Raw genomic sequence first — 20,546 nt, forward strand, 5'->3', positions numbered from 1 at the left:
ATTGGCCGAAGTCTGCGACATGTTCACACCGCAAGAATGCTGGAACTACTTTTGCGAGGCCGGGTATGCATCAGGTTAAAAGCGCGTAGCTTTAGTCGTCTTCTTCCACCGCCCGAACAGCGCCCAAAGACGCGTTTGTCACGTGTGACGCATAGGCCTTGAGCGCAGTCGACACAGCACGCGGACGACCAACCGCTTTCCAAGCTTTTTTGTCAGCTTGGGGATGATTGGCCCGGCGCTGCGCCAGAACCTCATCAGAAACCTGCAACTGGATCGACCGGTTTGGAACCGAGACTGTGATTTTGTCACCATCTTCCACCAAGGCGATCAGGCCTTTTTCTGCAGCTTCCGGCGACACGTGCCCAATCGACAGACCAGCGGTCCCACCCGAGAAACGACCGTCCGTGATCAGCGCACAGGTGGTGTCCAGTTTCTTGGCTTTCAGATAGGCGGTTGGATACAGCATTTCCTGCATGCCGGGCCCACCTTTGGGGCCTTCATAGCGGATCACAACAAACGAGTGCGGCTTAACCTTGCCACCCAGAATGCCTTCGACGGCATCATCCTGAGACTCAAAGACCACGGCAGTGCCTTCAAACTCATACATGTCTTTGATCACGCCGGCGGTTTTCAGGATACAGCCCTGCTCGGCGAGGTTGCCGAACAACACGCACAGGCCACCTTCCTGGCTATAGGCGTTGTCAAAATCGCGCACACAGCCGTCTTGGATATCCAGATCCAATTCGGTGTAAATCCGTGATTGGCTAAAAGCCTGCGTGGTGCGCACGCCGCCGGGCGCGGCAATGAACAGATCGCGGGCTTCGTTGCCCGCGCTTTCGCGGCGCACGTCCCATTTGTCGATAAACGCACCGACGGTTTTCTCATGCACCGTCGCACAATCGCGGTGAATCTTTCCTTCGCGGTCCAACTCGCCCAGAATGCGGGCAATGCCGCCTGCGCGGTGCACGTCTTCCATGTGATACTTGGGCGTTGAAGGCGCCACTTTGCACAGATGTGGGATTTCACGGCTGAGACGGTCCATGTCGGCCATGGTGAAATCAACTTCGCCTTCATGAGCAATCGCCAAAAGGTGCAGCACTGTGTTGGTTGAACCGCCCATGGCGATGTCCAGCATCATGGCGTTTTCAAAGGCATCAAAGTTGGCAATGCCACGCGGCAAGGCGGTTTCATCGCCGTCCTTGTACCACCGGTCACACAGCTCCACGATCTTGCGACCTGCTTCTTCGAACAGGCCCTGACGCTTCGAATGCGTCGCCAAAAGCGATCCGTTGCCGGGCAATGCAAGGCCCAGCGCCTCGGCCAAGCAGTTCATTGAGTTGGCGGTGAACATCCCCGAGCACGACCCGCAGGTCGGACAGGCAGAACGCTCAAGTTTATCCACATCCTCTTGGCTGCGGTCCGTATCAGTTGCGCCCACAATGGCCGTCACAAGGTCGGCCTTGTGTTCACCGTCTTTCAACAGAACCTTGCCCGCTTCCATCGGGCCACCAGACACGAACACGGCAGGAATGTTCAGGCGCATCGCCGCCATCAGCATGCCCGGCGTGATCTTGTCACAATTCGAGATACAGACCAGCGCATCGGCGCAATGGGCGTTGGCCATATATTCCACGCTGTCGGCGATCACTTCGCGCGAAGGCAGCGAATAGAGCATGCCATCGTGGCCCATCGCGATGCCGTCATCCACGGCGATTGTGTTCATTTCCTTGGCAACGCCACCGGCCTTTTCGATCTCGCCAGCCACCAGATCACCCATGTCCTTGAGGTGCACGTGACCGGGTACAAACTGAGTATATGAGTTCACCACTGCCACAATCGGCTTACCAAAATCTCCGTCCTGCATACCGGTTGCGCGCCATAGTGAGCGTGCTGCGGCCATGCGGCGACCAAAAGTAGATGTCTTTGAGCGAAGATCAGGCATATCGGTTTTCCCTGTAAGCTGCGGGTCCCAAAAAGGGGTCTGGTCCTGACGGGTGCCATCGGAAAGCATGATTTGCAAGGGAGTTCGGCAATTTTATTGATTTGAAAAGGCCGATGTCCGGACCAATACCCCATCTTTCAGGGCATCTAAAGATCATGAACCTGCGCTGTGACGCGACGCAAAACCACATATCGGCCAAAGGCGGCTCCACTCACGAAACAGGGCGTTGATTGACGAAATCCAGCTTCGTCAGAGCCAGAATTCGCAAGTAAGGTCTTTTTGAAACACGCGCTTTGCGGAGATTCAAACAATGTCCTTCTTTGGTCCCCTGATCGCTCAGTAACTCGACTACAATATACTCAAGATATTACACCTGTTCGGGGTCATTATCTTTATGGGCAACATAATCATCACTGGTTGGTGGAAAGTTATGGCCGATCGTACCCTTGAGCCGCGGGTGGTGGCATTCGCTCAAAGGCAAGTCACTCTGACTGATTGGCTGTTCACCTTTGGCGGTGTGCTGATCACGTTGATTGCCGCCTTTGGGATGGTGGCACATATGAACACCGCCATAATGGCTGAAATTCACTCTGAGCGCTGAATGTGGTGGGGGTTTTATCTGTTTGTGATCTCTGGCGTGATCTGGGCTGCCATCTTGGTGCCCTGTCAGATTGTTCAGGCCAGACAGGCCAAGGTGTTCGCTGAAACCGGTGTCATTCCGCCCTCGTATTGGGTTTATGGTCGTATCTGGTTGTGGTTTGGCATTGCAGCCATTCTGATCCCTCTGGCGAACGTCTATTGGATGGTCATTAAAGCCTAAGGCGCGCGATCCAAACCGTTGACGCCACCTGCGCTTGTGTCAGGGTGGCGCCATGAATGCGTTGCGTGCAGAAAACCTGGTGATTGGTGGTGGTGTGGTCGGCCTGTCAGTCGCCTTTGGCCTGCTTCAGGCCGGACACAAGGTGCATGTTCTGGACGGGGCCGATCGTGATCTGCGCGCCAGTCACGGTAACTTTGGTCTGACATGGTTGCAGGGTAAAGGCGCGCGGTACGCGCCGTATTCGCGCTGGACGTGGAGCGCGGTGCAGCAATGGCCGGCCTTTGCCGAAGAACTGGCCGAGATATCCGGTCAGGAGGTTGCTTTGGAACAGCCGGGTGGCTTTGAGTTCTTTACCGACTCGGATGAGCATCAGACCTTTGCCGCCGACCTTGCAGCCCAAGCCAAAACACTGGGCCACGATTTCACCTATCAAAGCTGTGACGGCGACACATTGCGCCGGAACATTCCCGGCATCGGACCGGATGTGACCGGGGCCACCTATTGTGCGCATGACGGGCATGTGAACCCTTTGAAGTTGCTGCACGCACTTCGCCTTTCGGTGCAACGACTGGGCGGAACCATTCAAACCAACGCAACGGTCAAAGACCTGAAGCGCGATGGCGCTTTCTACCGGGGCATTTTGGCTGACCAGTCACAAATCGCAGCGGACCGGGTATTTCTTTGTGCCGGGCTTGGCGCATCCGACCTTGCCCCGCAATTGGGGTTTCGAACAATCGTGCGCCCGCAACGAGGCGAGTTGCTGATCACTGAGCGCCTTGAGACCCGGTTGCCGTTTTTGTCGTCAACCATACGTCAAGTGGATGAGGGCGGCGTGCAGATTGGCGGCACCAAGGCCGAAGTGGGACCCGACGACGCCGAAACCTTGCCAAAGATGCGTGAGCTGGCACGCCATGCCGTTGCGATCTGGCCTGCGTTGGCCGAGGTGAACATACTGCGCAGTTGGGGGGCTTTGCGCGTGGTGACACCAGACGGCTATCCGGTCTATGGCCGAGCACCGGACGGCGGAGACGCCTTTCTGGTCACATGCCACAGCGGCGTAACCCTTTCGCCCGTCCATGCCAAACAATTGGTCGCTTGGTTTGACGACCACAAGGATGCACCAAATCTGGAGGGTTTTCGCGATGACCGTTTCTAGGTTCACACGGCGAAACGAAGCCATTCAAGACATCATTTCGTTCAGCCTTGATGGCCAACCAGCATCGGCTTGCGCCGGCGATACCGTGGCCGCAGCACTTCTGGCGCATGACAGCGCAGCTTTTCGCCACACTGGTATCCACAGCAGCCCCAGAACCCCGTTTTGCATGATGGGCATTTGCTTTGACTGTCTCGTGACGATTGACGGCGTGCAAAACCAGCAGGCCTGCATGATCACTGTGACCGTGGGCATGGACATCCGCCGCCAAGCCGGGTTTCGCAAGCTGGAGGGACGGTCATGAAGAATTTGATCGTCATCGGCGCAGGCCCGGCAGGTATGTCCGCCGCCGCCACGGCGGCCCGGGGTGGAGCCAAAGTGCTGTTGCTGGATGAACAACCACATCCCGGCGGGCAGATTTTTCGCAACATCACCCGCAATCGTAACACCCTGCCCCATCTTGGTCCTGACTATGCCAAGGGGTTGGAACAGGCCGAAGCATTGCAGCATCCCAACCTGACTTGTCGCTTTGGCAGTACTGTCTGGCGGATCGATGACGGTCGGGCAAAAGACGGGCCGCGCGTTGCCTATTCGCAAAACGGAAAAAGTCAGAGCGTGGCCGCCCGTCATGTTCTGATCGCCACGGGAGCACAAGAGCGCCCAACACCGTTTCCCGGCTGGACCCTGCCCGGAGTAATGCCGGCCGGAGCCGCGCAAATCCTGATGAAATCCTCAGACCTGATCCCACGCGAGGCCATTCTTGCCGGGACCGGCCCGCTTCTTTACCTGATTGCGGCCCAGATGATCGACGCGGGCACGCCGCCATTGGCGTTAGTCGAAACCCAGACGTCTTCGATGATGGCCCGCGCCTTGTCCAAGATGCCCCGTGCCATGATCGACCGACAACAGGTGTTCAAAGGTCTGTCTCTGCTGCGTAAAATCCAAAAAGCAGGTGTGCGCCGCTACACTGCAGCGCAAGAGTTTCGCGCGAGACCACAAGGCGATGGATTGACCTTTACCTTCACAAGCAAGGGAAAAGAACATGTCCTGCATTGTGCACTGCTTTTGTGTCATCAGGGCATTGTCCCATCGACCAACCTGACCCGGTCCGCAGGCATTCCCCATCAGTGGAACGTCACGCAGCTTTGCTGGCAACCCACACATGATGACGACGGGCGCACAGACCGACCCGGTCTGTGGGTGGCAGGCGACGGAGCCGGTATTTTTGGCGCTGACGCGGCATGTGCACAAGGGGTCATTACGGCCAATGCGATCTTGTGTGCGCTGGATGATCTCAGCCCGGACATTGCCCGCCACATCAATGCCCATGCGCTGAACCGCCGCTTTCGCGCCGATGCCCTACGCCCGTTTCTGGACGCGGCCTATGCACCCGCCCCGGAATTCTTGTCCCCTGTTGATGAGACGATCCTATGTCGCTGTGAAGAGATCACAGCGGGGCAAGTTCGCGTCGCCGCCTCAAATGGGGCAGAGGGACCGCGTCAGATGAAAACCGCCACCCGAGCTGGAATGGGACCCTGTCAGGGACGCATGTGTGATCTTAGCGTCACCACTACGCTTGCCGCCCACTCAGGCCGGCATCCGACTGATCTGGGGCCGCACCGGGCGCGCAGCCCCTGCAAACCTGTTACATTGGGCGAATTGTCCCGGCTTGATCTCGGGGATTGAACCCAAAGCAGACCTCTGCTCATAGTATCTACACGCCCCGAACCCGGAGACCTGACGTGGCCAGAAAGCTCATCCTGCCCCTTGTGCTTGCCCTGCTGGTTGTCGGTTTCTGGCTCAAACCTGACTTGCAGGAAATTGCCGCCGGGGTCGCGATCTTTCTGTTTGGCATGACCATGCTGGAAGACGGGTTCAAACTGTTCTCGGGTGGCTTTCTGGAAAGGATTTTGGCCAAGGCAACAGCATCGGTTCCGCGCGCCCTGGGGTTTGGGATGCTGACCACCACAATCATGCAATCGTCATCGCTGGTCACGATCATCACCATTTCCTTCCTGAGCGCGGGACTGATCACGCTCACCGCAGGTGTGGCGATCATTTTTGGCGCCAATATCGGCACGACAACCGGGGCCTGGCTGGTCGCAGGGTTTGGTCTCAAGGTTGACATTGCGGCTTACGCGATGCCGATGCTGGCGATCTCCATCGTGTTGGTGTTCCAGTCCTCAAAATACATGCGTGGTGCCGGGTTGGTTCTGGCAGGCATGGGTTTCTTGTTTCTGGGCATCCACTACATGAAAGAAGGCTTTGATGCCTTTCAGACTCAGTTTGACTTAAATCGTTTTGCGCTTCCCGGGTTGTTGGGATTGGTCGTCTACACGCTGATCGGGGCTGGCATGACTGTTGTTATGCAGTCCAGCCACGCCACGATGGTGATCATCATCACCGCGCTGGCCGCCGGACAAATCGGCTATGAGAACGCATTGGCGCTGGCAATCGGGTCCAATATCGGCACCACAATCACCGCCATCCTCGGAGCCATAGGCGCCAATTACCAGGGGCGCAGGCTGGCGCTGGCCCATCTTGTGTTTAATGTGTTCACTGCGGCTGTTGCCCTGGCTTTTATTGTGCCACTGGTCAGCATCGTGAATTTTCTGGGCACAGCCCTGGGCATTGCGCCGGATGACTACGCTTTGAAACTGGCGGTGTTTCACACGATTTTTAACGTGCTGGGCGTCTCGCTCATGTTGCCGTTTCTCTGGCGCCTGATCACATTTCTAAAGCGTCGTATCCCCGAACCGGCCAAAGACATCTCAACCCCAATTTATCTGTCTGACGCCACCGATGACTTCCCCGAAGTCGCCGAAGAAGCGTTGCGCAAAGAACTCGGGCACCTGATGCACAACGCCGAAGAGGTGATTGCCCAAGGGCTGAACCTCAATATGCCCCGCCTTTTGCAAACCTCTGATATTGCCGCCACGGTTGAAGAGAGCACAAAAGCATTCCCGGTGGACTTTGACATCGCTTACGATCAACGCGTCAAACCTCTGCATGCCGCGATTGTGGAGTTTGCGTCCCGCATGGGGTTGGGCGACAAAGACACGCCAGAAGACATCATGCACCGTATTCACGATTTGCGCGCCGGTGCGGGCCGCATCGTGCGGGCCGTCAAAGCGGTAAAGCACTTGCGGCGCAATACCACCCGCTACACCGAAACCAATCACGGCACGACCACAGTTCTTTACAACGCAATCCGTGCCGACATTGCGCGTATGTTGGTTGAGATGGACAAAATTCGCAACGAAGACTCCGAGAGCCGCAGTGCCCTTTGGCTCGACGAAGAACGGGTACAGGCCAAGCGATCTTACAAAGATGCGATCCATGTCACAGAAGCGTTAATCAGAGATGGTAGCCTGACAGCGGCCGAAGCCACTTCGATCCTCAACGATTCGCAGTATGGATATGAGGCGCTGAAGGATATGATTGAAGCCTGCAAAACTCTGCACGCTGAAACAAAGACTGGTCTGGAAGAGGTCGAGCGTATTCTGGCGCTGGAAGAAGACGAAGCAGATGAAATGGCGATGGATCGTCGACAAAGGGACGCGTGAGACATGGGACTTGGTAAAAGTATCGACAAACTCGACGACTATTATGACCGCCTTGCGCAAAAGAAGGTGGGCAAGATCACTCCGGATCATGTGGACAAAGTGCTGGCCAAGCTTCGCGCTAAGGAAGTCAAACTGCTGATCGAAATCGATGGAGCCGCGAAAGTGGCCAAGAAAGAACGGCTGACGGGAAAACTGGCGGTGGTGCGCGAACAAATTCAGCGTGGCGAATGGCTGCACGCGCAGATTACTGAAAACAACGAAACCGCCTAAGGTCTGACACCGTGGGATGGCGGGTGGGGCGATGTTGCATGGCAACGAGCGCCAGACACCAGCCCCAGACAAGCATCAGGCGACGCGCGCTCCTTTGCACCAAACGGCTTGCAGGGTCGGGACATTCCCAACCAGTTTGAAGCGGATCACATCCGCCGCAAGACCAACCCCAAGGCGCCCGCGATCTGTCCATCCGACCGCTTGCGCAGGCGTCGACGTAACGGTGGCCAATCCTTTGGCCATATTGTCCCAGCGCTGCCCCAGTTGCACTGCACCCAACAGCAAAGAGGCCGGGGCATAGTCCGATGAAATAATGTCCAGAATACCTAGGTCGGCCAATTCCGCGGCCGCCACATTTCCCGAATGGGACGCGCCACGCACGAGGTTCGGCCCTCCCAGAACAGTGGCCATACCACGCATCTTACTTGCACGCGCGGCCGCAACGGTTGTCGGGAATTCAGCCAATCGAGCACCGTATTGCACCGATGTCTCAACTTGCTGCTCAGTCGTATCATCATGGCTTGCCAAGACCGCGCCACAGCGTGCCGCAGCTTCAACGACCGCGTTTTCATGGGTTTGCCCCAAGCGGCTGCGCAATTCCTGCAAAAACCTCACATAGTCGTCAAACCCATCACTTGGCAGATCGTGTTTTCCGCGTGTGTAGGTTTCAAATTTGCCCATGTCCGCGAACTGGCGTTGACCGGGCGTGTGATCCATCAGGCTCATGATGCCAACGCGATCTTCCGGCCCAAAATCCGCGAGTTCATCAATGAGCGTTTCCGAGCAGGTCTCGGCGCGCAGATGCACATGATGCCTGATTTTCAAGGTGCCCTGCTCACCGAGGTTTCGCAGTTCAGTTGCCACCTCGCGCGCATATCCTTTTCGCAGTTTATTGCGTGCGGCAGACTGAAAAAACCCGATCCGCAATGCATCAAAAACCGTGGTTACTCCGGCCCCCGCCATTTCCTGATCATGCGCGAGTATCGCAGGCAAATGCGGCCAATTCACCTTGGGTCGCGGATGCAGGTGCCGTTCCAGATTGTCGGTATGCAATTCCACCAGCCCCGGTGCGACGTAATCGCCCTGACAATCCACAGCACCTGAGGGCACGGATGTACCGGTCTCTAATGCCTGGATTTTCCCATCCCGGAGCAACAATGCGCCCCGTACAGTTTCATCCGGCAGAACCAACATGGCATTCGCGAGGATTGTCTCTTGTGTCATTGCGTCCTTAGATCGTCCAGAACAACGCCTAGGCCAAATTGACCCGAAGCGTGCAATCGTTTGTAAGTCTCCTTCTACACGCCTCCCGCGGGTTCGTCAGCCACTTTTGGCTTAGCGCAGCAGCGGTGAGTGACACTTCGTCTCTTGGGGAATTCGCGCGCGCAGCTAATCCTTGCTGGACTTGAGCTAAACCAATACAATCAAGGCATCTTTTCCGATCCGGGCGTCACCAACTCATGAATCGCTTTCACAAAAAAACGCCCCTTTGGGAAAGCATTGCACGAAGTCTCACGTCGGACATTACCGAAGGGCAATATGGGCCCGGGGACAAACTGCCCACCGAGGCGGAACTGGCGGCGCGGTTTGATGTCAACCGACACACCGTACGTGCCGCCTTAAAGGATATGGCAGAGAGTGGATTGGTGACCTCACGCCGTGGTGCGGGAGTTTTTGTCGCAGAGACACCGGCCGATTACCCGCTTGGCAAACGTGTGCGGTTCCATAGCAACCTTGAACAGTCCGGTCGCCTGCCCACAAAGAAAACCTTGTCTGTTGAAACGCGACAGGCTGACCAGAACGAAGCTCAGGCCCTTGGGATTACAAAAGGCGATCCAGTACATGTGTTCGAAGGGCTTTCTTTGGCCGATGATCAGCCGATTGTGCTGTTTCGCAGCGTGTTTTCCGCCGACCGGTTGCCTGAAATGGTAGAACACATCGCATATTCCAACTCGGTCACAGCCGCGCTTCAGGCCTGTGGTGTAAAAGACTACACGCGCAGTTCAACCCGGGTCACAGCCTTGCGCGCGACAAGTACACAGGCGCATCATCTGCATATCCGCGAAGGCGATCCGGTTTTGCGAACGTTGGGTATCAACGTCGACCCAAACGGCACTCCAACCGAGTTTTGCACATCCTGGTTTGCGGGCGATCGCGTGACATTGTCCTTAACTGATACGGACATGCCATAGAGCGCAATTACAGCCAGATCGGGTTAGACCACGCGTGCTTTCCATCTTTGTCGATCACTGTCACGCGAATCCATGGACAGTTTTTGAAACGCTCCAAAGGCAGGCGCACATTGGTCAGCCTAGCCCCATGTTTGGCCCGAACCGCTGGCCCATATCCCTGAACAAACACATTGCTGACTTCAGAACAGGTAATCAGAATTTCATCGCCGGCAATCTCGACATGAAAAAGCTCGGGCCCTTGCGACGCATAGAAATCGCCCCGCTTCAACGCCTCTAACAATGGGCCCGGTTCATTGGATGTCGCCTTGACCATGACCCACCCCCCAAATTCATCTGGCAATCTGGAATGCGCATCATCCGCCGCAATCAGGGTCAGCTTGCGTCCTTCGGACAAAAGAGTTTCCAACATGTGCGCCCCATCAGGCCGGTCACTGCTGAGCGCACATTCGTGATTATAAATCTCAACCGCATGGGCAGCGTCCAGACCGCGCGCATCTTCAACCGTTAATCCGGACCACTGAGGATGTGCGATGGTCACAAAAGCCCCGGCCGCGCGTGCCCGGCGGGCAATGTCCGGGCCGCTTTCCTGCCCTTCAACGGGCTCAAACCCCGGGGCATTGGGCGGGGCAAAATCAGCTGGCAACCCCACCGCCAAAATATGCCAAAGCGCGCCGTTTGCCATGGCTCCTGAATGGAGTTCGGCTCCCAATATCGTGGTAAAATCTTCGGTGCGGTAGGGCGTCGTATCGGCAATTGGATACCCATATTGCCCAACAAAGTGATCACTCAGGCACAGGAAATCATACCCTTCATCGCGATATCTCTGGCATATGTCCTTGGGATCAAGGCATCCATCCGACAGGGTTGAATGGGTGTGCAAGTTACCCCGGTAGAATTTGCCGGGGGCTTTAAAGGCAGACAAGATCACCGGTTCTCTCCAAAGTTCGACATCTCAGGTCTCCTTGGTTTTACGGCATGTCGTCGCCCATGCGAAGCCATAGCACGCATTGTCGGTTAGAAACCGCCGAGCGCAATCTATTTGGTCAGGATCAGCTTGTTCGCACGGGTGATGCGCAGCGTGTAAACCTGTTCATCCAGCACAATGCGGGCCTGAATGTCGCCATTGGTCAATTCGCGTGCGTCATGCACGGGATGGGGATCCTGATAAGAGGCTTTGGGTTGGCTGAACATGTTTGAAACTCTCTTGAATTTTACTTGCATCAATTATCTGACTATTTTTGTCAGATAAGTCAAATGAAAATTTATGAGTGCCTTTTTGAGCAAAACCCGCGAAAAGAATGGACAAGCGACCTGTCATTTTGACATCACGCTTATGGGCGGAACCAAATACGCCTGATGAAAATCGAGGTATGACATGAGCAAACCCTGCATTCTGTGCTGTGCTATCACCGGTTCAGTGCCCACTCAGTCTGACAATTCGGCGGTTCCAATTACCATCAGCGAGCAGGTCGAAAGCAGTCAGGCTGCAGTCGAAGCCGGAGCCAGCATCATCCACGCTCATGTGCGCAACGACGACGGAACAACCACATCTGACCCGGAAAAATTCGCGCGATTGGGGGAAGAGCTGCGCAAGCATTGTCCCGGCGTCATCATTCAATTCTCTACCGGTGGCCGCTCAGGTGCCGGTGCCGCGCGCGGTGGCATGCTGCCGCTGCGCCCCGATATGGCCTCGCTTTCCGTGGGGTCCAACAACTTCCCCACACGCGTATACGAAAACGCGCCCGATTTGGTGTCATGGCTGTCCGAAGAAATGGTCAAATATGAGATCACCCCGGAAATCGAAGCCTTTGATTTGTCACATATCCTGCACGCCATTCGCATGCACAAAGACGGCAAATTATTTGGCAAACTCTATGTGCAATTTGTAATGGGCGTAAAGAACGCAATGCCCTGCGATCGCGAGGTATTCGATTTCTATGTCAAGATGATGCGTGAGCGTGCTCCAGATGCGCAGTGGTGCGCCGCGGGCATCGGCCCCAATCAGATCGTGGTCAACGAATGGGCCATTGCAGCGGGCGGCCATACCCGTGCCGGGCTGGAAGACAACATCCGACTGGATCGCGACCGGCTTGCGCCGTCCAATGCCGCACTGATCGCGCGGGCTGCCGAATTGTGCGAAAAACACGAGCGCCCTGTAGCCACGCCCAAACAGGCGCGTGAAATCTTGGGTTTACGGGCAGGGTAATCCAAATAGCGGACTCCTCAGAAAACATAACCCGGACGCGTCTGCATCTGGGTTTCTGAAATTCCGCGGTGACGGCACAGAGGTAGTGTCAGACGAATTCAAACCAGTCTCTTCTAGGCCAGTGAAGTTGTCCTTTATGCCGCACAAAGACCACGTCCCTCGGCAAGAGCGGCGGTGCGATTCAGTTTGAAATGGCATCTTTTCGGAAGGCTGCGTTCCTGATTGAAGGGGGTGAAAACAGAGGCATAAACGAAAACAAATTTCTGCAAACTTCACATACGACGAAAGCGGTGCATGGCTCGCTCTCGCTTTCGAAACGGCAGTTGAGAACTCTCGGTTCGGCATTGTCAGACTAAGACCAATTGCTATTCTTTTTGCGCGGATCTCTGGCTGGTTTCAATTGCTGATGTTTGGCAAAAGCCAATCAAATATGAAGATTTGCCCAATCTTTTAGCGGATTGGGGTGGGAGAGGCGGCCACACAGTTTTAATCTGACATCACCTCTCTATCCCTTAGTCAGACGTCTAGAATGGCGTAGTGTTTCTTGACGTGGTCTTTGATTTCCCAGCTACACACTGTGCCTTTGGGCACAAAGAAGCAGTCTCCGCCAATAAATGTCTGTGCCGTGCCGTCCCCTTCAGTGATCGTGACCTCTCCGGTCAGCATGCGCACGAACTCATGTGTCGGGAAGGGCAGCATCTTGGATACCATCGGCCCGCTTTCCCACGTGCCGGTAAAGAAGTTGCCAGCGTCATTGGTAAAGTTGGTGTGGTTTTTCTGAACTGGAGCGTCACCCTCGATGACAAAAGGATCGGTGTTGTCCATCACGGCGAGCGTGGCATTTGGATCCAGAACCTGGATCGCACCATCTGCAGAGTCAATTTTGGGCGTTTCTGCTTTTGGATCCATATAGGTGATGTAGAATTTCTTCAGATAGCCCTCTTGTAGCCAACTGACGGGGGCCGCATTGCGAAAGCTAACGCAGGAATTGGGCGGGCATACTACGGCGTCGCCACTGCCATCCAGCATTTTGAATTCACCGTCCAGCACCCAGATAAATTCGTCACCGGGGTAGGGGCCAAAAGCTTCTTGCATGGTCGATGTATCCCAGACGCCAACACTAAATCCAGCTTCCGGATCATCGTAATACACATGCAGATGTTGTGTGGGCAATGGGGACTGAAAACCCGCCGGGTCGCATTCCATCTCGGGCATGCCTGTTGCCGAGGGGCCGTTTCTTTCCAGTCGAATAACGCGTTTTTCCATAGTCATGAAGTGCTCCGTTTTGTCATTTTTCGGGGCATTTGAGCGCCGCGAATCCCAGTGTTGGTCTTGATTTGGCCAAAAACCTGACTTGACTCGACTCAAAAATCAACCCATCCATTGAATAAGTATTCAATTAGTGGGTCATCTTTTTGGCTAATGTAAGTTGAAATTCGGCGCGTTTCTTTCGGGAGGAACCAATAGAAAACGCACCGCATTCCACCGTTTAGGTGGGATTAAGGCCCGGGCACTTTCGGGCGCAAAACATAGGGAGACTAAGAAGAATGGATGTACTTGATCAGCTAGGATCGATGCGCGAAGGCAAGATGAGCCGCCGTGCATTTACCAAGTCGTTGATGGCCGCCGGCATCGGTGTTGCCACTGCGCCGATGTTGCCGCGTGGCGCTTCTGCTGCAGGTCAGCAGGGCACGTATTTCACATGGGGTGGTTACGATATCCCAGAGCTGTTTGGTGAATATGTAGAAAAAAATGGCGAATTGCCGAATTTTGCAATTTTTGGTGGCACCGAAGAAGGTTTGACCAAAATGCGCGGCGGTTATGTTGTGGATGTCGCGCACCCTTGTAACTCGGGTGTTCCGCGCTGGATTTCGACTGGATTGTTCCAACCGGTGGATACATCGCGTCTGTCTCATTGGGATGATGTGATGCCGGAGCTGGTCAATGTTCAGGGCAATGTTGTTGACGGCAAACCATATATGGTTCCGTTTGACTGGGGTCAAACCTCGGTGACATATCGCACGGACCTGTTTGAGGTCGAAGGCGAAGAGAGCTGGGATATGCTTTGGGACAAGCGCTATTCAGGTCGTCTTGGCAGCCTCGCATCTGGTGCTGATGCCTGGTGGTGCGGCGCGATTAAAGCAGGCGTTCCACTTACAGATATTGCCTCTGAAGACGCCTTTGAAAAGATCGCCGCTGCCATGCGCGAGCAGCGTCCTTTGATCCGTACTTACACAGATGACACCACAACCCTGGAACAGGCTCTGGCCTCAGGCGAAATGGTTGCAGCAATGACCTGGAACAGCTCGGCTGTTGTGCTGAAGTCTGAAGGTGTACCGGTGAAGTTCGCCAAGCCAAAAGAAGGCGCACTGACCTGGGTTTGTGGTATGATGATCCACAAGGACGCCCCAAATCTGGATCGTGCATATGATATCATCGACTCGCTTCTGAGCGTCAAGACCGGTGAGTTCATGATCAACGATTATGGCTATGGTCACTCGAACAAGAAAGCATTCGACGCCTTTGATGCTGCGACCCTCGAAGGTCTGGGTCTGAGCAAGAATCCGATTGAAATTCTTGAAGCTGGCCATTTCCAGATCCCGCAGACGCAGGATTGGGAAACACGCATGAACGAAACCTTTGAACAAATCAAAGCTGGTTTCTAAAGGTTATCTCCCTCTCCGTCGGCCTTTTAGGTCGGCGGGGTAATCTTGTCTGAACAATGTCGACCAAACCGCAATAGTCGTAGCGGCACGGGTGCGATCACTGGAAAGCTTGTCTCAATGACAGATACTTCAACGCTTTCGGAGACCGGCACGCCCTCGAAAGGGGCCAGCCACTTATCCCGGTATTTTTACAAGTCACCGCTTTCGCGTGGCTACGGGCTTTTGTCTCCAACATTGCTTTTGATGACACTTGGGATTGTAGTCCCGGTTTGCATTTTGCTTGTGATGAGCTTTTGGACCCGTCAGGGGTTCGGGTTTGACACGACGTTTACCACCGCAAACTATGTCAAAGCCTTTGACCAGCCAATCTATATGGCATTGATGAAACGGTCTTTGTACGTTTCTGCCTGGGCTACGATCAGCACCGTCTTGCTGGCCTACCCGATGGCGTATTATGTCGCATTTCATGTCCACAAAAACAAAATGATGTGGATTGTGCTGATGACCCTGCCGTTCTGGACCAGTTACCTGCTGCGTGTATTCGCGTGGAAAGTGGTTTTGGGCTACGAAGGCGTTATCAATTCCTTTTTGATGGGCATGGGCGTGATCGACGCGCCACTTGAATTCCTGCTCTACAGCCCAACGGCTGTGATCGTGACGCTGACACACGCGTGGGCGGCTTTTGCCATCCTACCGATGTATGTCTCGCTTGAAAAAATAGACAAGTCGCTGCTCGAGGCCGCCACCGACCTTGGTGACGGACCTATCTGGCGCTTTATCCGTATCACATTGCCGCTTTCGATGCCGGGCATCATCTCGGCCAGTTTCCTGATCTTCATCCCAACCACTGGCGACTATATCACTCCCGCCTTGTTGGGTGGCCCCGACGGCATGATGATTGGGAACCTGATTCAACTTCAGTTCGGTGCGGTCAACAACTGGCCGATGGGTGCCAGCCTGTCGATCATCCTGATGCTGTTTATCGCCTCAATCGGATTGGTCTTCCTGTTTTTGACTAAACTCGCAAGGGAGCGCATATCGTGAGAAACGACGTATCCTATATCAAACGACCGAACCGCCCCCTTCAGGTCTATGCGATCATCTTTTTGATCGTGCTCTACACGCCGGTCCTGTTTTTGCCGCTGTTCAGTTTCAATGACTCGATCTATGTCCGCTTCCCGCTCAAAGGCTTTACCATCCAGTGGTACTTTGAGTTGTGGGAACGTGCACAGGTCTGGAACTCGCTGATGAACAGCATCAAGGTCGGCATTTGCGTGTCCATCGCCTCCACGGGCCTTGGCATCTTTGCAGCCAAGGCGCTGACCAACTATCGCTTGCCGGGCAGACCTTCGATCATCGGTTTTATCATGCTGCCTTTGGTCGTGCCGGGGATCATTTTTGGTGTGGCGCTGTTGGTGCTGCTCAGCCAAATGGGTGTGCCGTTGTCGCTTTATACGGTCGCGATTGGGCATATGATTGTCTGTCTGCCATTTTCAATTGCGACGTTGCTGCCGCGGTTTGAGGGCTTTGATCGCTCGATTGAGGAAGCCTCGGCCGATCTGGGTGAAAACGCATGGTGGACTTTCTGGAGGGTGACCTTCCCGGTTGTCTATCCCGGCGTTGTGGCCAGCTTGTTGCTCAGCTTTACCATCTCGTTTGACGAATTCATCATGGCGTTCTTCCTCAGCGGAACCGAGCCAACACTGCCCATGTACATCTGGGGCCAGCTGCGATTCCCACAGGAGTTTCCTTCGATCCTTGCCCTTTCCTCCATCATCCTCTTCGTGTCGTTCTTGTTGGTCTTTATCGGCCAGTGGATCAATCGCGACGATGCCTACGGTAAATGACCATGACAAACAAAGACGCCTTTATCTCAATCCAAAACGTCGACAAGTATTTCGGTAAATTTCAGGCCATCGACAAAATCTCGATGGACATTGGGCACGGTGAATTCTTTTCGCTTCTGGGTTCGTCCGGCTGTGGGAAAACCACGCTTTTGCGCATGTTGGCTGGGTTTGAGACACCGACCAACGGCGAGATTTACATCGACGGTCAACCCATGTCCGAGGTGCCGCCACACTATCGCCCGGTGAATATGGTGTTCCAAAGCTATGCCATCTTTCCGCATCTGAACGTGCGCGACAACATTGCTTATGGCCTGCGCAAACAGCGCCTTTCCAAGATGAAGAAGTATGAGATGGTCGACGAAATGCTCGACCTGATCAAACTGCCCGAGTACGGCGACCGTAAGGCACATGAGCTGTCTGGTGGTCAACGCCAGCGCATTGCCCTGGCGCGCGCATTGATCCTAAAACCCAAAGTGCTGTTGCTGGATGAGCCACTTGGGGCGCTGGATAAACAGCTACGCGAACAAATGCAGCTGGAACTGCGCGCATTGCAACGCACCGTCGGAATTACGTTTGTGTTCGTGACCCACGATCAGGAAGAGGCGCTGACCCTGTCGGACCGTATCGCCGTAATGTCGGGGGGCACCGTTCTTCAGACAGACACACCTACTGGCTTGTATGAAATGCCGCAAAACCGCGAGGTCGCGGCCTTTATCGGGACCATGAACTTTTTTGAAGCAATGGTGGATCGGGTTGAAGGCGACACTCTGGTTCTTGATGCCAAGGGCTTGGGCAAAGTGAGCACCACCAAAGGCCAGCGCACCACCACCAAGGGCGATCGCTTTGAACTCGCTATTCGACCCGAAAAGCTGAAGATATCAGACACCAAACCCACCACCGGCGCCTGTGTCGAAGGCACGCTAGAGAATGCCGCCTATCTCGGCGAGCGCAGCCACTACTACGTACGCGTTGACGGACAAGACACGCCGGTTGCCGTTTCGGCTCAGAACCAAAAGCGTGTCATCTCCTCAGATCAGAACGCGCACTCGGTTTGGCTGACTTGGGACGATGATGCACTCGTCCTGTTGAATGACGCCTGAAACCGCGGGAAAAGAGTTCGATATCAGGGAGCTTCGTGAATCTATGACAACGGCCAAGACCCATACGGCAAATGCCCGTGCAAAAGCACCCCGCACCGCCTCGAAAGAGGAGCGGCGCAAACAGCTGATCGATGCGACGATCGCCAGCATTCGCAAGTATGGGATATCCGGCACGACCATGACCACGATCACCAAGATCGCAGGTCTGTCCACGGGGTTGGCAAATTTCCACTTTAAGTCCAAGGAAATCTTGTTTCAGGAAACCCTCAGGTTTCTCGCTGAAGAGCATCACGAACAGTGGAAGAAGAGTTACGAACAGGCCAAGCTTGCCCCAGAGGCCAAGTTGATGGCCATTGTAGCTGCGCATTTTCACCCAAAGATCTGCAGCCGCAAAAAGATCGCCGTTTGGTATGGCTTTTTCGGAGAGGCCAGCGCGCGGGCCTCTTACCGCCTGCTGGTCAACGAGATCGACGCCGAACGCCGCGAATTGTCGACGAGGCTGTGCAAACAGATCATCGCAGAAGGCGGCTATGTCACTGTTGACGCCGACGACGTCACCTATTCGCTGGAAGGGCTCTATGACGGGTTCTGGCTCAATATCCTGATGTATCCCGGCGAATTCACCCGCTTTGACGCAATGAAACGAATCCAGGTCTATCTGGCGCAGGTCTTTCCCGACCATTTCAGCAGACCTGCCTAATCCAAAAAGAAAGACCACAATGCCCCGCGACCCTCGTTATGATGTGCTGTTTGAACCCGTGGAAATCGGCCCAGTCACTGCAAAGAACCGCTTTTTTCAGGTCCCCCACTGTAACGGGATGGGCTATCGCTATCCGTCCTCAATGGCCGAAATGCGCCGGATCAAGGCCGAGGGCGGCTGGGGTGTCGTGAACACCGAAGAGATGGAAATCTCGCACAATTCGGAACTCAGCCCGATCCCCGAAGCCCGCCTGTGGGATGACGCCGACATCCCGATCCTCGCCAAGATGGTCGATGGCGTACATTCGCACGGGGCTTTGGCCGGGGCAGAGCTGGCGCATCTCGGCGGCGGCGCGAGCAACATGTACAGCCGCGAGATACCCATGGGGCCCTCTGCACGGCCAACGGATCTGTTGGACCCGGTCAATGTGCGCGCCATGGACAAATCCGACATCCGTGATTTCCGCAAGATGCATGTAGATGCGGCCCTGCGTTGCAAACGGGCCGGATTTGACATTGTCTATCTCTACTGTGGCCATGACATGACGACCTTTGCGCATTTCCTTTCAAAGGGGCGCAATGACCGCTCGGACGAATACGGCGGGCCTCTGGAAAACCGCGTGCGGCTGTTGCGGGAATCCCTGACAGACATCAAAGACGCCGTGGGAGACCGCTGCGCCATCGCCATCCGCTTTGGCCTGACGCTGGTGCCAGGCCCGAACGGGGACCAATGCGACAGTGAAAACCATGATGTTGTGCGTATGCTGGCGGATATCCCGGACCTTTGGGACGTGCAAGTTGGCGACTGGCCGTTTGATTCATCAACCTCGCGATTTGAAAAACAGGGCCATCAGGACAGCCATCTATCTTTTGTGAAAAAGGTCACGAACAAGCCCGTGGTTGGCGTGGGGCGCTACACCTCGCCAGATGCAATGGTGTCGCTGATCAAAGGCGGGCACATAGACTTGATCGGTGCCGCAAGGCCTTCGATTGCTGATCCGTTCCTGCCCAAGAAGGTCAAAGAAGGCAGGATTGAGGACATCCGCGAATGCATTGGCTGCAACATGTGTGTCACCGGTGATTTCCGCGCCGTGCCGCTGCGCTGCACCCAGAACCCAACCATGGGAGAAGAGTGGCGCAAGGGTTGGCATCCTGAACAAATCAAAGCCAAGACCAGCGACGAAACCGTGCTGATTGTCGGTGGTGGCCCGTCCGGTCTGGAAGCCGCCCGCGCCCTGGGCGCACGCGGTTACGAGGTGACACTGGCCGAAGCCCAAAGCGATACAGGCGGCCGGGTCAACGTCGAAAGCAAACTGCCGGGATTGAATGAATGGGGGCGTGTCACTGATTACCGCCAATATCAGATCAGCCAAATGGTCAATGTGAACGTCTATTGCGAAAGCGATCTGACAGCCGAGCAGGTGATGGAGTTCGAAGCCGATCACGTGGTTCTGGCCACGGGATCAGACTGGTGCTCTTCGGGGATCGGGCGGCACAACCACACGGCCATTGCCCGCGACGAAGGGGCCAGCGTGCTCACGCCAGATGAGATTTCAGCCGGTGCTCTGCCGCAGGGGCCAGTCGTGGTGTTCGACGACGACCACTACTATATCGGCGGCCTCATGGCTGAAAAACTGCGCCTTGCCGGGGTAGAGGTGACCTATGTCACACCTGCACCAGACGTGTCGAATTGGACCCACAACACCATGGAACAAGGTCGCATTCAGGCCCGCCTGATCGATCTGGGTGTGACGATCGTTCCCTTGCAGAACCTCGCCCATATCGGTTTGGAACAGGTCACGCTGAGCTGCATGTACACGGGGCGCGAGACCACCCTGCCGGCGACTTCGGTCGTGATGGCGACCATGCGAAAACCCCGCGAAACGCTGTACAACGATCTGTTGGCAGCCGGTGCGGACAAGGCATGCAAATCCCTGACCCGCATTGGCGACTGCCTCGCACCCAGCACCATTGCCGCTGCCATCTACAGCGGCCACCGATATGCGCGCGAGTTGAACGAACCGAAAATCGAAGGCGTCCCCTTTCGCCGTGAACTCCCTGCCCTCGCCACTGACTAATCTCATG

At 55.4% G+C, this 20,546-nt stretch carries 18 protein-coding genes and 2 pseudogenes; 14 read left to right on the plus strand and 6 right to left on the minus strand.

The genetic code is table 11. From position 1 onward, the window contains the following. Positions 1-91: 91 nt before the first annotated feature. A complete protein-coding gene (gene ilvD / locus BUC32_RS17610; protein ID WP_073256211.1) occupies positions 92-1,942 on the minus strand; it encodes a dihydroxy-acid dehydratase in 1,851 nt (616 codons plus the stop codon). Positions 1,943-2,306: 364 nt separating this feature from the next. Between ilvD and BUC32_RS21015 the strand changes: the two are divergent. The 6 genes and pseudogenes from BUC32_RS21015 to BUC32_RS17640 all read left to right on the plus strand — a co-directional run bounded on the left by BUC32_RS21015 (position 2,307) and on the right by BUC32_RS17640 (position 7,751). Continuing rightward, positions 2,307-2,762 (plus strand): annotated as a pseudogene (locus BUC32_RS21015) (DUF2269 family protein). A 52-nt stretch (positions 2,763-2,814) separates the two neighbouring features. After that, positions 2,815-3,918 (plus strand): NAD(P)/FAD-dependent oxidoreductase, encoded by a 1,104-nt coding sequence (locus tag BUC32_RS17620; protein WP_083599389.1) that lies wholly within the window; start codon positions 2,815-2,817, stop codon positions 3,916-3,918. Next, entirely contained in the window at positions 3,905-4,219 is a 315-nt protein-coding gene (locus BUC32_RS17625; RefSeq protein ID WP_073256110.1) for a (2Fe-2S)-binding protein, read from the plus strand. Before BUC32_RS17620 ends, BUC32_RS17625 begins: the two co-directional genes overlap by 14 nt. Next, positions 4,216-5,601 (plus strand): FAD/NAD(P)-dependent oxidoreductase, encoded by a 1,386-nt coding sequence (locus tag BUC32_RS17630; RefSeq protein WP_073256113.1) that lies wholly within the window; start codon positions 4,216-4,218, stop codon positions 5,599-5,601. The genes BUC32_RS17625 and BUC32_RS17630 overlap by 4 nt, the downstream gene beginning before the upstream one ends. Positions 5,602-5,657: 56 nt before the next feature. Continuing rightward, positions 5,658-7,481, plus strand: coding sequence for a Na/Pi cotransporter family protein (locus BUC32_RS17635; RefSeq protein ID WP_073256116.1), 1,824 nt, complete (start codon positions 5,658-5,660; stop codon positions 7,479-7,481). 3 nt (positions 7,482-7,484) lie between these two features. Further along, positions 7,485-7,751 carry a hypothetical protein gene (locus BUC32_RS17640; RefSeq protein WP_073256119.1) on the plus strand — a complete coding sequence of 89 codons (267 nt, stop codon included), beginning with the start codon at positions 7,485-7,487 and terminating at the stop codon, positions 7,749-7,751. 75 nt (positions 7,752-7,826) lie between these two features. Here BUC32_RS17640 and BUC32_RS17645 read toward each other — a convergent pair whose 3' ends face one another. Continuing rightward, a complete protein-coding gene (locus BUC32_RS17645) occupies positions 7,827-8,975 on the minus strand; it encodes an alpha-D-ribose 1-methylphosphonate 5-triphosphate diphosphatase (RefSeq protein WP_073256121.1) in 1,149 nt (382 codons plus the stop codon). Positions 8,976-9,211: 236 nt separating this feature from the next. Between BUC32_RS17645 and phnF the strand changes: the two genes are divergently transcribed. After that, positions 9,212-9,943 carry a phosphonate metabolism transcriptional regulator PhnF gene (gene phnF / locus BUC32_RS17650; RefSeq protein WP_073256124.1) on the plus strand — a complete coding sequence of 244 codons (732 nt, stop codon included), beginning with the start codon at positions 9,212-9,214 and terminating at the stop codon, positions 9,941-9,943. A 7-nt stretch (positions 9,944-9,950) separates the two neighbouring features. Here the strand turns inward: phnF and BUC32_RS17655 are convergent, their stop codons facing one another. Continuing rightward, the gene (locus BUC32_RS17655) at positions 9,951-10,871 is read right to left on the minus strand and encodes a CehA/McbA family metallohydrolase (RefSeq protein ID WP_073256127.1); all 921 of its coding nucleotides are present in this window, start codon (positions 10,869-10,871) and stop codon (positions 9,951-9,953) included. Positions 10,872-10,978: 107 nt separating this feature from the next. Continuing rightward, positions 10,979-11,134, minus strand: coding sequence for a hemin uptake protein HemP (gene hemP, locus BUC32_RS17660; RefSeq protein ID WP_073256130.1), 156 nt, complete (start codon positions 11,132-11,134; stop codon positions 10,979-10,981). Positions 11,135-11,318: 184 nt separating this feature from the next. Between hemP and BUC32_RS17665 the strand changes: the two genes are divergently transcribed. Next, entirely contained in the window at positions 11,319-12,149 is an 831-nt protein-coding gene (locus BUC32_RS17665) for a BKACE family enzyme (RefSeq protein WP_073256133.1), read from the plus strand. 134 nt (positions 12,150-12,283) lie between these two features. Here BUC32_RS17665 and BUC32_RS21020 read toward each other — a convergent pair. Both BUC32_RS21020 and BUC32_RS17675 read right to left on the minus strand, forming a co-directional pair. Next, positions 12,284-12,490 (minus strand): annotated as a pseudogene (locus tag BUC32_RS21020) (IS6 family transposase); the annotation flags it as partial. Between the two features lie 175 nt (positions 12,491-12,665). Beyond that, positions 12,666-13,421, minus strand: coding sequence for a cupin domain-containing protein (locus BUC32_RS17675; RefSeq protein ID WP_073256136.1), 756 nt, complete (start codon positions 13,419-13,421; stop codon positions 12,666-12,668). 275 nt (positions 13,422-13,696) lie between these two features. Here BUC32_RS17675 and BUC32_RS17680 point away from each other — a divergent pair, with 275 nt between their 5' ends. The 6 genes from BUC32_RS17680 (at position 13,697) to BUC32_RS17705 (ending at position 20,539) form a co-directional block, all read left to right on the plus strand. Beyond that, positions 13,697-14,815: an ABC transporter substrate-binding protein gene (locus tag BUC32_RS17680; RefSeq protein WP_073256139.1), complete on the plus strand. Its 1,119-nt coding sequence runs from the start codon at positions 13,697-13,699 to the stop codon at positions 14,813-14,815. Between the two features lie 117 nt (positions 14,816-14,932). Then, positions 14,933-15,859: an ABC transporter permease gene (locus BUC32_RS17685; RefSeq protein WP_073256142.1), complete on the plus strand. Its 927-nt coding sequence runs from the start codon at positions 14,933-14,935 to the stop codon at positions 15,857-15,859. Beyond that, entirely contained in the window at positions 15,856-16,662 is an 807-nt protein-coding gene (locus BUC32_RS17690; protein ID WP_073256145.1) for an ABC transporter permease, read from the plus strand. The genes BUC32_RS17685 and BUC32_RS17690 overlap by 4 nt, the downstream gene beginning before the upstream one ends. Positions 16,663-16,664: 2 nt before the next feature. Beyond that, entirely contained in the window at positions 16,665-17,762 is a 1,098-nt protein-coding gene (locus BUC32_RS17695; protein WP_073256215.1) for an ABC transporter ATP-binding protein, read from the plus strand. Between the two features lie 43 nt (positions 17,763-17,805). Continuing rightward, positions 17,806-18,462: a TetR family transcriptional regulator C-terminal domain-containing protein gene (locus BUC32_RS17700; RefSeq protein WP_073256217.1), complete on the plus strand. Its 657-nt coding sequence runs from the start codon at positions 17,806-17,808 to the stop codon at positions 18,460-18,462. A gap of 19 nt (positions 18,463-18,481) precedes the next feature. Beyond that, positions 18,482-20,539: an oxidoreductase gene (locus BUC32_RS17705; RefSeq protein WP_073256148.1), complete on the plus strand. Its 2,058-nt coding sequence runs from the start codon at positions 18,482-18,484 to the stop codon at positions 20,537-20,539. The last annotated feature ends 7 nt before the right edge of the window (positions 20,540-20,546 follow it).

It is taken from the genome of Shimia gijangensis, assembly GCF_900142085.1.
GTDB classification, from domain to species: Bacteria; Pseudomonadota; Alphaproteobacteria; order Rhodobacterales; family Rhodobacteraceae; genus Shimia; species Shimia gijangensis.

What these genes read in the sequence shown, in the direction of transcription:
- ilvD (WP_073256211.1), bottom strand. Translation starts at nt 1,942, where the DNA reads ATGCCTGATCTTCGCTCAAAGACATCTACTTTTGGTCGCCGCATGGCC.
- BUC32_RS17620 (WP_083599389.1), top strand. Translation starts at nt 2,815, where the DNA reads ATGAATGCGTTGCGTGCAGAAAACCTGGTGATTGGTGGTGGTGTGGTC.
- BUC32_RS17625 (WP_073256110.1), top strand. Translation starts at nt 3,905, where the DNA reads ATGACCGTTTCTAGGTTCACACGGCGAAACGAAGCCATTCAAGACATC.
- BUC32_RS17630 (WP_073256113.1), top strand. Translation starts at nt 4,216, where the DNA reads ATGAAGAATTTGATCGTCATCGGCGCAGGCCCGGCAGGTATGTCCGCC.
- BUC32_RS17640 (WP_073256119.1), top strand. Translation starts at nt 7,485, where the DNA reads ATGGGACTTGGTAAAAGTATCGACAAACTCGACGACTATTATGACCGC.
- BUC32_RS17645 (WP_073256121.1), bottom strand. Translation starts at nt 8,975, where the DNA reads ATGACACAAGAGACAATCCTCGCGAATGCCATGTTGGTTCTGCCGGAT.
- phnF (WP_073256124.1), top strand. Translation starts at nt 9,212, where the DNA reads ATGAATCGCTTTCACAAAAAAACGCCCCTTTGGGAAAGCATTGCACGA.
- hemP (WP_073256130.1), bottom strand. Translation starts at nt 11,134, where the DNA reads ATGTTCAGCCAACCCAAAGCCTCTTATCAGGATCCCCATCCCGTGCAT.
- BUC32_RS17665 (WP_073256133.1), top strand. Translation starts at nt 11,319, where the DNA reads ATGAGCAAACCCTGCATTCTGTGCTGTGCTATCACCGGTTCAGTGCCC.
- BUC32_RS17675 (WP_073256136.1), bottom strand. Translation starts at nt 13,421, where the DNA reads ATGACTATGGAAAAACGCGTTATTCGACTGGAAAGAAACGGCCCCTCG.
- BUC32_RS17680 (WP_073256139.1), top strand. Translation starts at nt 13,697, where the DNA reads ATGGATGTACTTGATCAGCTAGGATCGATGCGCGAAGGCAAGATGAGC.
- BUC32_RS17685 (WP_073256142.1), top strand. Translation starts at nt 14,933, where the DNA reads ATGACAGATACTTCAACGCTTTCGGAGACCGGCACGCCCTCGAAAGGG.
- BUC32_RS17695 (WP_073256215.1), top strand. Translation starts at nt 16,665, where the DNA reads ATGACAAACAAAGACGCCTTTATCTCAATCCAAAACGTCGACAAGTAT.
- BUC32_RS17700 (WP_073256217.1), top strand. Translation starts at nt 17,806, where the DNA reads ATGACAACGGCCAAGACCCATACGGCAAATGCCCGTGCAAAAGCACCC.
- BUC32_RS17705 (WP_073256148.1), top strand. Translation starts at nt 18,482, where the DNA reads ATGCCCCGCGACCCTCGTTATGATGTGCTGTTTGAACCCGTGGAAATC.